We start from the raw sequence: 13313 nt of genomic DNA, 5'->3' as shown, positions 1-13313 counted from the left end.
GAGGTTGTGGCTCGAATCCTAATTAATAGAGGTTATCATGCTGTTGCTATTAAAAAAGTTAACAACCTCATGCCACAAATTTTTCCAAATTAACCAGGATTAACGTGAGTTCGATAAAAACAGAAATTATTAGTCTCTTAACGAAATCATAACGGTTTCAACTTACGAAAGAATCAGGCTTTAAGCCTCTGTCGAACTCACGTAGGATTACTTTAATCTTCAATTCTCTTGGAAGCAAGAAACCAAGTGTGGTCTAGAGCTGGAGTAGTGACAATTGCCGAGTGCGGCAAGTTAAGTTTTTGCATCGCAGGCTTATCTAGTAACAGATAGGCAGACGAACTCTCTGACCAGTATTTTTTAAGCTGTTGCAGGTTTAAAAAAACAACTTGATGTTCGCTGTAAAAACTAAGAGCGGCACTATCTTTTGGCTCACAAGTGTAGACAATTTGCGCTCGAGGTACTTGGTGTTTAATGAGAGCGGCAAGAGGCTGGAGTGGTTCGAAGGTCGATGATTCCCAAATCCAATATGGAGAACTGACAAATATAAATAGGGAGACATAAAACCCCCAAAAAAGTATGGGTATGAACTCTGGTTTTCTTCTAAAGATTAACACCGATGCGGTTCCCAAAGTCATTACTAAGCCTACTCCAATAGAAGCCCAATAAAAATCAAGCTGGTTATGTAATTTGCCATATAAACCAACAACTGCAACCACGCTCGCCATAGCCCCCCAGCTAAAACCCCAAAAACGAGGATAGTCAATGTAACTAGGTAAATTGCGAATTCGCTGTAGTTGGGCACCACCAGCGAGGGCTAAGGCAGGACAAATAGGTAAAATATACCAGTATTGTCGGTCGGCTTCGAATAAAACCACAAGCATAGTCGCGCTCGTCCAAACTAGAATTAGTTTGCTCCAACCCCAGTGAAGGTTTTGTCTGACTGACTGCAAACCAGCAAAAACGACAATCGACCAAGGAAAAAAATACTGCAGCCAAACTACAAGCTGACTAAATCGAGAACTTGGCGTTCCTAAATCGATGGTTTTAACTGGTTCGAGCAATAACTGCCAAAAATCGACAATAGCGACTGCCTCATGATAGCGATACCATTGAGCGGCATACCAAATAATCGTAGGAACGATACCCAAACCGATTCCAAGCCATAAATAGACAGAACTAATTAGACGAGGAGTATCCCAATACAAAAATATTAAGGCGACCGCCAAAATTTGTAAGCTTTGAATGCCACTACTCAAGCCAATTGCCCCTAAGATGATTCCCGCTACCAGAGTCCAGCATAAGTTACGGCGGGAGCGCAAAATTGCCCAAATCGTTAAAATCTCCAGACAAAGTAGCCCGCCGTCAAATGTAGCCAAACGCCCCAAACGAACTACAGGTAAAAAAGTTAAATAAATGGTAGCAGAAAACAAAGCAGGAAGCCGAGCGATAAAAATTTCACGACCGATTTTGTATAGTATTAAAACTGAAACAGCGCTGAGTATTGCTCCAGGTAAACGCGTCGTAGCTTCGCTAATACCAAAAAGAGAATAGGAAAGAGCGATTAGATTACAAATTAAAGGCGGGTAGTTGAGAATGGGTTCACCCCACAGATTGGGAAAAATCCAAAGCTTTAAACTTGTTGATGAGTAGTAAATTTCCCTAGCTGTCTGGGCTAATCGGGCTTCTGCATTACTAAGAGGTAGACCGCCTAAATTAGTTAAAAATAATCCTAAAGCTGCTAAAAACAAGCCGGCAACACAAAAATATTCCAGCCAAATTTCTCCCTGGCGCAGTTTATTAGTAGAGCGTCTCCAAATAAAAGTAGGATTAGATGACATAAACAGATCGAGCGACAAAAGTTACTTAAGCCGAATAAGTTGATTTTCTCAGCTACTGCGAGGAATTGAGTGGTGATTGGGAAAAATAATTAAACTACACTCAACAGATACCAAAGACTATTGACAATACTTTTCTCAAGCCGCATGCTAGTTGCTTCATAATCAGGATGCTAGAATACTCAACATGAACGAACAATTATCTTGGTTTTGTTGAATATCGAGCTATTAACAATTTTCGATTAAAAATTAGGGGTCTCCTGCTATTATTAATCACTTATTTGGACGATCGCCGCAATAAATTAAAAGCGAAATTTTAAAATATTTGACTATCATTTTACTTCAGTTTCTCGCTGGAAAGAAAATTTGCACCGAATGCCTAAAAATCACTAGCTTATGGAAGGATCTTTTGCAATTACTTTACAAATAGTTATCACCGTTATAGCAGGCATCGGCGCACAGGTATTAGCAGAATATTTTCAAGTTCCCAGCATAGTATTTTTGTTGATCTTTGGGATCTTACTGGGCACTGACTGCTTTGATGTCTTACACCCACAAAGTTTGGGTGTAGGTCTAGAAGTCCTAGTAGCTCTCTCCGTAGCGATTATTCTTTTTGAAGGAGGATTAAATTTAGAGCTTAGAGAATTAGGCAGAGTATCGGGTAGTCTACGCAATCTCGTCACTCTCGGTACCCTAATCACCCTAATTGGTGGCGGAATGGCGGCTCATTGGTTAGCAGAGTTTCCTTGGGCGATCGCCTTCTTATACGCCTCTTTAGTTGTAGTAACAGGACCTACAGTAATTAGTCCTTTGCTCAAACAGGTCAAAGTAGACCGCCAAGTTGCCACTTTACTAGAGGGAGAAGGAGTTTTAATCGATCCTGTAGGCGCGATTTTAGCCGTTGTGGTGCTCAATACGATTTTAAATACTAATGCTGCCCCTGTAGAAGTAATGAGTGGTTTGCTGCTGCGTTTGGGAATTGGTGCTATTGTTGGCGGCATTGGCGGTTGGCTGGTAGGTTTGCTGCTCAAACGCAACAACTATCTTTCAGAAGAACTAAAAAATTTGATTGTCTTAGCAGCAGTATGGGGGTTATTCGTATTATCTCAAAGCCTACGCAGCGAATCTGGATTAATGGCGACGGTAATCGCGGGAATTGTTCTAAAAGAATCTTCCCTACCTGAAGAAAGACTACTAAAAAGATTTAAAGGTCAACTTACAGTTCTCTGCGTTTCAGTTTTATTCATTCTATTGGCAGCAGACCTTTCTATTGACAGCGTCTTTGCCTTGGGTTGGGGTAGTGTCCTTTCGGTGACAGTTTTAATGTTAGTAGTACGCCCGATTAGCGTCGCCGTATGTACCTGGAACAGTAATCTAAACTGGCGGCAAAAGCTATTTTTAGCTTGGGTCGCGCCCAAAGGAATCGTTTCTGCCTCCGTAGCTTCTCTGTTTGCCATTTTGCTTACCGAAAAAGGCATCACTGGTGGTGATGCGATTAAAGCATTGGTGTTTTTGACTATTATCATGACGGTTTTTCTCCAGGGTTTAACCGCTCGTTGGGTGGCCAATTGGTTGCAGATTACCTCTAGTCGAGCTAAAGGGGCGGTAATTATTGGCTGTAATCCCTTGGGTCGCTATGTGGGTCGCTTATTTCAAGAATTGGGAGAAACAGTTGTGGCTATTGACACCGATGCTGAAGCCTGCAAAAAAGCAGAAGCAGTTGGTTTACCAGTTTTTCAAAGTAGTGCTTTGGACTCGGAAGTTTTAGCAGAAGCCGGAATCGAATCAATGGGCACTGTAATCGCGCTAACTAACAATGGAGAAGTTAACTTAGTCTTAGCGCAAAGGGCGGTAGAAGAATTTCAACCGCCAAAAGTATTAGCGGTATTTCCTCAGTCTGAGTATAACAATGGTCACAACAAAACCAAAGTCGACCGAGCTTTTGTATCTCAATTACCGATCAAGACATGGAATACATATATCGATGACGGACAAATTAAATTAGGCACTACCGTTTTGAAAGAACCAGAGCTTTCACTCCATCAGGCTCATTTGCAGGCTTTGATTAGAGCTGGAGAGCTATTGCCTTTGTTGGTCAAACGACAAAACACGATTCATGTGGCTCAGGCAGAAGAACAATGGCACTCAGGAGACGAAATCATTTATTTGCTTCACGATAGTCGACCCAAATTACTCAAACGACTTTCCGGAGGCAGTCAGTCTTCGCGTCTAATTTTAGAAAAACTCCCAGAAGTTGAAAAAATACCAATTGCCTCTCCCAGAGCTCATGCTTCTGAAGCGTCCTCGGCACCGAAAGCTATTTAGTAACTCTTACTGAGGCTAGTTAGAGATTACTCTGTCCACGACCGACTGAGCCTAAAGTAAAAGCCCCACCCAAATCTACTGTAACTCTTGGTCGATAATCGATGTGTAAAAGGTTAGATCGAATTCGTTCGATTAGTTACGGTCGAGTTCGATCTTCGATTGGTTTCTTTCCTTCAGGCATCTGCACTTCAGCCTATCTGCCTTTCTTTACTAATATCGTGATTATTTAAAATGATTTGATAGCAGATCGATAAAAATAGATTATCGTTTTATTTCGATCCAATCGATCGCACTATTATAATTATATTAGTATATTAGTAACTACATTTAGGCATTTAGCAACTAATTGATCATGGATTTCAAATCAATTCTGCTAGTTCTGACGGGAATTTTTACCATCTCTTGTCTGTTTTTTGGTACTAAAAACGGATACTATGACTCAGATAAATACGATGGTAATGGTTCGGCTCATTAAGTAATCCATGAGGGATAATTGGCTCGAGTAGTAAGAGTTAGATAGTGTTTTGTTTTTGCTGCTGCGGATTTAATAAGTATATCTAGCAAGAGCCAAAGTATCGGAAGAAACTCCCTCGACCACAGGAACAAAGCCCTATGAGTAAAGTTCGACCTGCTGCGGCAAATTTGGTTCCTTTATCTTGTTTTACTTACGGTGTCGGACATGAAGATGAAGGTATTTGCTTGCTATTGCAGATTGGTGCTCGCCGAATTTTACTCGATTGTGGACTTGCCGATCTCAAGCCATTTCAAAATTTATCCGCTCCCCCAGCAGATTTAGTTTTCTGTTCTCATGCTCACGAAGACCACTGTCGCGGTTTATTAGAGTTACATCGTCGATTTCCTCAGTTGCCGATTTATGCCAGTGAAGTTACTGCTAAGTTATTGTCCTTACATTGGTCGGGACAGCCAGAAGAGACAAGTTCAGGGTATCGCGCTCTCCCTTGGTACTCGCCAATCAAACTAACTTCTAATCTACAAATCGAGCTATATCCCGCAGGACATTTACCAGGAGCGGCAGCGATCGCGATTACCTATAAAACTTCAGAGCGTAACTATAAGGTAGTTTACACCGGGGATTTTTCCGTTTCTAATTTTCAATTAGTAGAAGGTCTCTCAATCGAGAATTTCCGGGAATTATCTCCTGATGTATTGATTATTGAAGGCAGCTACGGAACCGTACGCCATCCCCATCGCCGCAAGCAAGAAAAACAGTTAATGGAGCGAATAGACCGCGCTCTAACAGCAGGCAAAAATATTTTATTACCCGTACCGGCGATTGGTTTGAGTCAGGAGATTCTCAAACTGCTGCGTTCGCATCATCAATTTACAGGACGCGATTTCGATATTTGGGTAGATGAATCCGTAGCAGCAGCTTGCGATGTCTATTTAGAGCTCTTATCGCAATTTCCTCTATCAGTACAAAACTTCGCCAAGCACCAGTCCCTGTTTTGGGATGAAAGAGTTTGTCCGCGGATGAGACGCTTGAGTCAGTATTTCCCTGCTATTTCACGCCAGAGCTTAGGGCTGACCGGTGACCAAAACAAATTATTTCCCTCCCATACACATAATGTGGTCTTAGTCGATTATAAGAGCGTTCTAGAGAAGTATTTAGATGACACTTCCTGGCTAGTACTATTACCAGAACATCCCCAACAGTATATTCACGAAGGAGATCCCCAGGTCGCTCCCCTCAAAAATTTCCCCCGGTTAACTATCGAAACCTATCTACTTGCCGAACACAGTGACGGACGCAACACAACTCAGTTAATTCACAATCTTCGTCCCCAGCACGTGATTTTGGTTCACGGACGTAGGAATTATTTAGTAGAACTCGCGAGTTTAGAAGAGCTACGCAATCGCTATCAGCTACATTCTCCTGCTAATGGGATCTTAGTCGAACTACCCATTGGCGATCGCTTTCTGCAGCCGGTTACTCCTCAGCCCGTTAGCTATGAGGGTGAATTAAATGAAATTGGCTCGACGTTTTCATTTTGTTTTCCCGACGCAATTAGTAACGACCCGCGCTGGTCTAAACTTGCAGACACGGGGATTATTGAAGCGCGCTGGCAAGGAGAAGAATTAATCATCAGAGGTGTATCTCAGCGAGAATTGCTTAATTCTGCTCACGATACTAGAATATCTGCCGATTTAGATTGCTGCAATCGCTGCGTTTTTTATGAAGCGCAACGCTGCTGGAATCAAACTTCTCCTCTTTATGGTTTCAAGGTTATTCCGGAAGGTTACTGTCCCGTGTTCGAACCCAAAGACGAGTAGAGCAATGGTTGGTTTTGCTAATTCGATACCGAAATTGACTATACTGTACTGTCTAGCCAATGCGATCGCCGAGAGTGTTTGGCAATGCTATGACAACCCCTAAATTACCCATGAGAACTATTGAGTGATAAGTGACCGACAACAAAGGACGCTTTACCAAACTGTTTTCTCAACTCAAATGGAATTGCTATACTATTCTCTGTCGGTTTCTGGAAACTGAGGAGGTATCCGTTCGGCTTCAGGACACTCGTCAGAGATATTTATTTCAGAACTGATTTTAGATACGGAAGCTAGTTTTTGAGTTACGGCACCAATACTTTCTAAACGCACCATTTCTTCCCAGGAACTGACTTCGTCATCTTCTTCAGTTTCATAACGAATAGTCACGATATCTCCCTCGAAATCAACAATATGACCATTTTCAATCCATCTTTGTTGATCCCGCAAGAAAATGCAAACTTCACGACCATCTTGACAGAGTTGATAAATCTTGCGGTGTAGCATGGGTTTCTCCTGTATGAGTAACTCCTTATTTTTGTTTCAGTTTATCGGCTACTGCTATTGTGACACAATCAAACGATTAATTTAAGTAGCATTATTTAGGTGTAGGTTGACTTTCGAGATATTCTAAGAACTCAAGCAATTCCTCATCTTTAAGATGAAGACGGCTACGTTTTCCATAGCGACTTTTTAAAAAATTAACTCCATCTTCTTTCGTCCAACCGAGTCGTTTAATGTGAATATCGGTTTGATGTTTGATGTCGTCAAAATTTACTTCGATAGTTGTGTTGGATGAGACTGGCTCGGAGTCGGCAATTGGGGGTTGCTGAGGTTGTTCGAGATTGAGAACAGATTCCCCTGGCGATTGAGATTCCAAAGTTCCTGCGAACAAATTGCCGTTTTCAATACTGGGAGTTTCCTCTGGAGATGGCGAAGTCAGATCTGACTGTGGTTCTGAAGTAGCGATCGCTTGGTGAAATTCTTCTGCAGACACCAAATCTGACTGCTGGGACTGGGATAGCTCCCGAACTACATAATCTTCTTGGCTCGTGCTTTTGTTTTCGGTGGTAACTGGAACAGGTGAAGTTATCGCTCTGTCTGAGTTGGAAAGCTCGGAGTTGCTCGACATAGTTGCTGGTTTCGCTGGCGTTTGTGACGCTCCAATTTCTTTAGTTACGGGAATCTCATCTAAGGCTAATACGGCGAGTGCCCTCTTTCTAGCTCGATCTTCGGCAAGTTCTACTCGCTCTGCTGCCGCTAAGCCAGTAGCTAAAATTTCTCCTGAGACTCGAATTGTAACTTTGACTAAATACAGTCCTCGGTCGAGATCGACCAACTCACTAACCATGCTTCCTTGGGGATAATGGTGGCGAAATTGCGCTAGCATAAAATGTCCTCTCAGTGCTGTAGTACTAAGTTACTATTAATTGAATTGAAAAAAAAAGAAGTTTGCTAATTAACATAGAAAATTTACAATAGATACAGAATAACCACAAACCAACTCGTAATTGAACTACGTTCGATACCTGCAATCAGTTTTTTTCTCAAACGATCTAGTTGCGGGTGAGAAAGTTACCAACGGTATTTACGAACTCAAAGCAGGTCTCTCCAACGAAGTCGAAGCAGGCTCTGGCTTGACAAAGCTGAGTACCTTTGACTCAGAGTAGTATAAAATACTCGCAACGGTTAGAGGAGAAAGCGACACCCAAACCTGATTCTGTAGTGCCAATTGTTCGTGACACTCTGCTGCCTGGCGGCAAAATAATCTCTGACTCTCAATATAATTGTAGAGTTTTAGGTTAAAACTAAAGAAGCCAAAAAAGATTACTTCTCAATTATTGAAAGCTGCTAGTTAAAATCATGGCAAAAAGCAGTAGATTCAAGCACTACTTTCAAAAATCGGTCGAGGTTAGAAACTAGTTGTTTTCAAAATTGACCGAGGGTTACAACCAACAGAGGGTTATTCATAGAGGTTTTTTCCTAGACCGGTCAACCCGTTCTGTCTAGTCTTGGTGAGGCTTCTTAGCCGTAGAAACTATCCCTCTCAATCTCTCCTTTTAGGAGAAGTGAGCTTACCACGAGCGTCACGGCGTACCGCTGAGTGGAAGTTAAAATGCTTTCTGTCCCAAGTTTTGAGTAAAGCACTACAACTACAGGTAAGCAAGAGTAAATTGAGGACTATACTTTTACTGACTTCACTCGTATTTAATTTCTCAAATAAGGACTGTTTTTAGATGGAATTTTCAATCGCTACATTACTAGCTCAGTTTGTAGATGACAAATTAGTTGCCAAGAAGAATTTAGAAAAAAAGCTCGGCTGTGAAGATGAAATTGATTTTGAAAAACTGCAAATCGTTTTAGATGTTCTCGAAAAAGTTGGAATTTTAGTCAAAGAAAGAGGTAAGTATCGTCGCATTTACGATGATGATGTCGTAGAAGCCAAATTGCGTTGTTCGAGCAAAGGATTTTGTTTTGCTATTCAAGACGAAGAAAATGCCGATGATATTTATGTTAAAGAAAGTCACCTCAGCAATGCTTGGAATGGCGATCGTGTTTTTGTCAAAATTATTAAAGAAGGCAGTCGTCGCCGTTCTCCCGAAGGGGAAGTCAAATTAATTTTAGAACGTTCCAATCCTTCTCTTCTAGCTACAGTTACCGCCAGTGAGAATGGTTATCGAGCGATTCCCTTAGACGATCGCTTACTATTCGAACTAGATTTACAGCAGAACGGTACCGACCTCAAGGCAGCCTTAGAACATTTAGTTCACGTCTCGGTACTACGCTATCCCTTGGCGCAAAAACTTCCTCTAGGTAAAGTTACCAAAATTCTAGGTAGCGATGCTGAAGCAGCAGCAGATATAGATATAGTTTCTTGCAAGCACGATTTAACTCAAGATTTTCCTGAAAAGGCGATCGCTGCTGCCGCCGATTTACCGGGAAGGATTCCTACGGCAGAGATTAAAAAGCGCATCGATCTTAGAGATAAGCTTACTTTCACCATCGATACCGAGTCAAACTTAGCCAACAATACTTGGATTGAAAACGCCTTTTCGCTCGAAAAAACTAAAAACGGTAACTGGAAATTAGGTCTACACATAGCGGATGTCGCTCACTATATAGAACCAGACAGCATTCTCGATCGCGTAGCACGTAAAAGAGCAGTATCGGTAGACTTACAAAAAAAAGTTTTGCCGATTTTTGTCGAAAAAGTCAGCAAACTTTGTTCTCTAGTACCAAAGAAAAATCGTTTGACTATCTCGATCGAGATTACTCTCGACGAACAGGGAAAAATAATCGAATATACTATTGCTCCTACAGTTATATCTGTAGACCATCAGCTTACCTATCAACAAGCACAGTCATTGCTAGGTCAGCAGAACGAAGTTAAAGATGATTTGGCAACTCTCTTGCCAGTGCTGAATGACCTATTTTTTACCTTGAGCCCCTTAGTCAAGGCTCAAAGACTACAGCGGGGTGGTTTGGAAATTGCTACCCCCGAAATTCCCAGTCTTTATAAAGATGAAGGAAGATTGGGTACGATTCTAGCTGTATCTACTTTACCAGTTTATTCTCTGTTGACCGAACTAACTATTTTAGCTGGAAAAGTGGTTGCCGAGCATCTACAAGCTTTAGATATCCCGGGAATTTACTGCACTCAACCAGAACCAGATATCGAAGACTTGGAAGACTTAATCAAATTAGGCAGCAATTTGGGACTACAGATAGATCTAGATGCCGAAGAAGAGATTACTCCTCAAGACTATCAAAGACTTACCGAACAGTTTGCCAAGTCTTCCGAAACAATGGTACTCAACTATTTGCTTCAAAATACTCTCAAGCCAATTAAATATACCGTTCAACCCAGAAAACACTTCGGTTTGGCCTATGCTGATGGCTATACCCACTGTATCTCTCCAGGACAAAGATATGTCGATCTCACCATCCAAAGAAGCTTAAAAGCTATATTCCAACATGGACGAGACCGCCGCCACAGCCGCGCCAAAAAGGGCGTAGATTTGACTAGTAGTAGTTGTCACGGACAAATTAATTGGAAAGTTCTACCCCCGGCAATACAAGAGCACATGGCAACAGAAATTCAGTCGATGATTCCCTTTCTCAACGATCGCGAAAAACTAGCTGAAGATGCCGAAAGAGACTTGGCAGGGTTGAAAAAAGCCGAGCAGATGAAAGAACGGACTGGTAATATATTTGAGGGCTTGATTACTGGGGTACAGTCTTATGGTTTCTTTGTAGAAATTGAAGATCTCTTAGTCGAAGGACTGGTGCATGTCAGCTCTCTAAAAGATGACTGGTACGAGTATCGCTCCCGTGATAGTTGTCTGGTAGGTAGGAAAAATCAAGCTCGCTATCGTTTGGGCGATCGCGTCGAAGTCGAGGTTAAAAGCGTCGATTATTATCGCCAGCAGATCGATCTAGTTACCGTCGAAAATGGCAGCCAGAGCAATGGCAACTGGGAGCAGGAATAGCAGGGGGAAATAGTTAGTAGTCAGCTAGTATTACCCTATTTGCTACTAACCACTATTTACTAACCTCGATCGGACTATTTGAGGATATAAACCAATACGACGAACAGCAACATGGTTGAAGATGAAATAATTACCGAGGTAATCGATCTGGCTCGTAAGCAGGATTTGCAAGCAGAGGTTTATTACCAATCTAGCCGGAACACGCCGATAGAATTTGCCAATAATCGCCTTAAATCTCTAGCAACTAAAGCTTCAGAAGGAATTGCCCTGCGAATTATTGACGGCGATCGCCTGGGGTTTGCCAGTTCTACCGACCTTACTCGCTTAGAAGCTTTGGTAGATGCGGCTGTCGCTACGGCGGCGGTAGAGGATGTAGTAGAATTTGAGTTTGCCAAAAACCTAAATTCAGTTACTCCTGAAAGTAATTACCAGCCTCCCGATGTCGAAGAATTGGTGGAAGTGGGCAAAAATTTTATCGAGAGAGTTCATCAGTATAATCCCGATATTTTAGTAGATGTCAGCTTTCATACTCGTTCGAGCAAAGTCAAACTAGCAACTACTACTGATGTCTACACCGAACGCAGCAGCAAAACAGCTAGTGCAATTCTCTCGGGTAATTTGGTAAAAGGAGAAGACTTTTTACAGGCTTACGCTTACGAAGTTACTCGCGATCGCGCTCCCGATTATGAGGCAATTTTAGAGAAATTGCTGCAAAAGTATCGATATGCCCGACAGGGGGCGACAATTGCTAGCGGTTACTATCCCGTTTTATTTACTTCTAGTGCGGCAGCCAGCACTATAGGCAGGCTATTTAGTACTATTCTTTCAGGTCGCAGCGTGGTGCAAAAATCCTCACCCCTAGCAGATAAACTAGGGGAAAAAGTGTTTGACGAACGGCTAAGCGTGTTTGAAGATCCTAGTATCGGTGCCGGTGCTTGCCCTGTAGATGACGAAGGAGTGCTGACCAGTAAGAAAGTGTTAATCGATCGCGGCACCATCGAGCAGTTTTATTGGGATCGACGTTGGGCGGCTCGTGGTGAGGTAAAATCGAGCGGTAATGGTTTTCGCGGCGGCTTATCTCGTCCCAGCCCCAGTTTGGTCAATTTGGCTATTGCCCCAGGAAATACTGCGGTAGAGGATTTAATTGCGGGAATGTCTGAGGGAATTATTATCGACCAAGTTCTCGGTGCGGGACAATCTAACCAATTAGCAGGAGAATTTTCCGTGAATGTCGATCTCGGCTATAAAGTCGAAGGTGGGCAAATTGTCGGTCGGATTAAAAATACTATGGTAGCGGGAAATATCTTTGAGGCTTTCGAAAATTTAGTCGATTTAAGCGATCGCGCCGAATGGGTAGGCAGCAGTTCTTATTTACCCCATCTGCTTTTTGGTAGTTTCGGAGTTGCCGCCAAACAGTAAGTAGTTTAGCCAAGGGGAAGTAATGAGCAGACAGAGAAAACAGCTAACTAGGTTTTTGTTGCCGATTATTTTAAGTTTGGTAACTTTATTGACTGGCTGTGTACGCTATGATGTGGGGATTGATTTCGATAATCCCCAGCATGGCAAGATCGTCCAGCAGATTAAAATTGGCGAGCAATTAACCAGTCTTTCTCAAGCAGAAGCGAAGAAATGGTTGAATAGTATTGAAGCGCGATCGCGAGCTTTACAGGGCAAAGTTAAAAGGCTAAGTGCCCAAGAAATTTTAGTGACCATTCCCTTTGGTAACGGTAAAGAATTAACTGAGAAGTTCAATCAGTTTTTTCATAGCGATACGGTAGCTACTGCTACCCCCCAGGCTAAGAACATGAATCTCTTAAAGTTAGATTCGCAAATCGCTCTGCAACAGAACAACCTGTTATTTCTCGAACGCAATTTGCTCGATCTGACTATCGATCTTCGCGCCTTAGGAGTTCTGTCAGAACAAGGGAAAATAGTTGTCAGTCCTGGTTCTCTGATTAATTTAGAATTTCAGCTGAATACGCCTTTAAGGGCTTATAGCGTCGCTGGTGAAAATAACCTCGAACCAATTGCTACTGTGCCTGGAGAACCACTGGTTTGGCAACTGCAACCGGGACAAATCAATCACATTGAAGCTGTATTTTGGTTACCCAGTCCCATAGGTATCGCGATCGCGGTAATTATTTTGCTGGCTATACTAGGCTATGTTCTCAAGTATCGTCGTTTGCCAGGAGTTGCTTAGTTGAAACAGTAGAAGAAGCAAAGTAAAAGATAAAAGGTAAGACTGTTCACTATAATGTGCTCTCATTAGTAAAAGAAATTAGCGATTGAAGAAAGATACAATAGGAATGGATTAATCGATAAACAAGGTCGATACATAAAACAATTATTGCTTCACTTGGTTTCGCTCTTTTAA

9 protein-coding genes are annotated in these 13313 nt (G+C 42.1%); 6 read left to right on the top strand and 3 right to left on the bottom strand.

Features of this window, described 5'->3' with window-relative positions:
* Positions 1 to 212: 212 nt before the first annotated feature.
* Positions 213 to 1838: an ArnT family glycosyltransferase gene (locus tag ACLFKQ_RS04680; RefSeq protein WP_448998705.1), complete on the bottom strand. Its 1626-nt coding sequence runs from the start codon at positions 1836 to 1838 to the stop codon at positions 213 to 215.
* A 393-nt stretch (positions 1839 to 2231) separates the two neighbouring features.
* On the opposite strand from ACLFKQ_RS04680, the gene ACLFKQ_RS04675 reads away from it, so the two are divergent.
* The 3 genes from ACLFKQ_RS04675 to ACLFKQ_RS04665 all read left to right on the top strand — a co-directional run bounded on the left by ACLFKQ_RS04675 (position 2232) and on the right by ACLFKQ_RS04665 (position 6452).
* The gene (locus ACLFKQ_RS04675; protein WP_448998704.1) at positions 2232 to 4160 is read left to right on the top strand and encodes a cation:proton antiporter; all 1929 of its coding nucleotides are present in this window, start codon (positions 2232 to 2234) and stop codon (positions 4158 to 4160) included.
* Positions 4161 to 4512: 352 nt separating this feature from the next.
* A complete protein-coding gene (locus tag ACLFKQ_RS04670; protein WP_448998703.1) occupies positions 4513 to 4635 on the top strand; it encodes a hypothetical protein in 123 nt (40 codons plus the stop codon).
* 137 nt (positions 4636 to 4772) lie between these two features.
* Positions 4773 to 6452: an MBL fold metallo-hydrolase gene (locus tag ACLFKQ_RS04665; RefSeq protein WP_448998702.1), complete on the top strand. Its 1680-nt coding sequence runs from the start codon at positions 4773 to 4775 to the stop codon at positions 6450 to 6452.
* 192 nt (positions 6453 to 6644) lie between these two features.
* Here ACLFKQ_RS04665 and ACLFKQ_RS04660 read toward each other — a convergent pair whose 3' ends face one another.
* A complete protein-coding gene (locus tag ACLFKQ_RS04660; protein ID WP_448998701.1) occupies positions 6645 to 6956 on the bottom strand; it encodes a DUF6679 family protein in 312 nt (103 codons plus the stop codon).
* A gap of 91 nt (positions 6957 to 7047) precedes the next feature.
* A complete protein-coding gene (locus ACLFKQ_RS04655; RefSeq protein WP_448998700.1) occupies positions 7048 to 7839 on the bottom strand; it encodes a hypothetical protein in 792 nt (263 codons plus the stop codon).
* An 847-nt stretch (positions 7840 to 8686) separates the two neighbouring features.
* Between ACLFKQ_RS04655 and ACLFKQ_RS04650 the strand changes: the two genes are divergently transcribed.
* The 3 genes from ACLFKQ_RS04650 to ACLFKQ_RS04640 all read left to right on the top strand — a co-directional run bounded on the left by ACLFKQ_RS04650 (position 8687) and on the right by ACLFKQ_RS04640 (position 13139).
* Positions 8687 to 10939 (top strand): ribonuclease R family protein, encoded by a 2253-nt coding sequence (locus tag ACLFKQ_RS04650; protein WP_448998699.1) that lies wholly within the window; start codon positions 8687 to 8689, stop codon positions 10937 to 10939.
* A 111-nt stretch (positions 10940 to 11050) separates the two neighbouring features.
* Positions 11051 to 12358, top strand: a complete 1308-nt coding sequence (locus ACLFKQ_RS04645; RefSeq protein ID WP_448998698.1) for a TldD/PmbA family protein — start codon at positions 11051 to 11053, stop codon at positions 12356 to 12358.
* 22 nt (positions 12359 to 12380) lie between these two features.
* Positions 12381 to 13139 carry a DUF3153 domain-containing protein gene (locus ACLFKQ_RS04640; protein ID WP_448998697.1) on the top strand — a complete coding sequence of 253 codons (759 nt, stop codon included), beginning with the start codon at positions 12381 to 12383 and terminating at the stop codon, positions 13137 to 13139.
* Positions 13140 to 13313: the final 174 nt, after the last annotated feature.

The sequence above is a fragment of the Myxosarcina sp. GI1(2024) genome (genome assembly GCF_053543375.1).
This window is presented reverse-complemented; position numbering and strand designations above follow the sequence as displayed.

What these genes read in the sequence shown, in the direction of transcription:
- ACLFKQ_RS04645 (WP_448998698.1), top strand. Translation starts at nt 11,051, where the DNA reads ATGGTTGAAGATGAAATAATTACCGAGGTAATCGATCTGGCTCGTAAG.
- ACLFKQ_RS04680 (WP_448998705.1), bottom strand. Translation starts at nt 1,838, where the DNA reads ATGTCATCTAATCCTACTTTTATTTGGAGACGCTCTACTAATAAACTG.
- ACLFKQ_RS04650 (WP_448998699.1), top strand. Translation starts at nt 8,687, where the DNA reads ATGGAATTTTCAATCGCTACATTACTAGCTCAGTTTGTAGATGACAAA.
- ACLFKQ_RS04655 (WP_448998700.1), bottom strand. Translation starts at nt 7,839, where the DNA reads ATGCTAGCGCAATTTCGCCACCATTATCCCCAAGGAAGCATGGTTAGT.
- ACLFKQ_RS04670 (WP_448998703.1), top strand. Translation starts at nt 4,513, where the DNA reads ATGGATTTCAAATCAATTCTGCTAGTTCTGACGGGAATTTTTACCATC.
- ACLFKQ_RS04660 (WP_448998701.1), bottom strand. Translation starts at nt 6,956, where the DNA reads ATGCTACACCGCAAGATTTATCAACTCTGTCAAGATGGTCGTGAAGTT.
- ACLFKQ_RS04665 (WP_448998702.1), top strand. Translation starts at nt 4,773, where the DNA reads ATGAGTAAAGTTCGACCTGCTGCGGCAAATTTGGTTCCTTTATCTTGT.
- ACLFKQ_RS04675 (WP_448998704.1), top strand. Translation starts at nt 2,232, where the DNA reads ATGGAAGGATCTTTTGCAATTACTTTACAAATAGTTATCACCGTTATA.
- ACLFKQ_RS04640 (WP_448998697.1), top strand. Translation starts at nt 12,381, where the DNA reads ATGAGCAGACAGAGAAAACAGCTAACTAGGTTTTTGTTGCCGATTATT.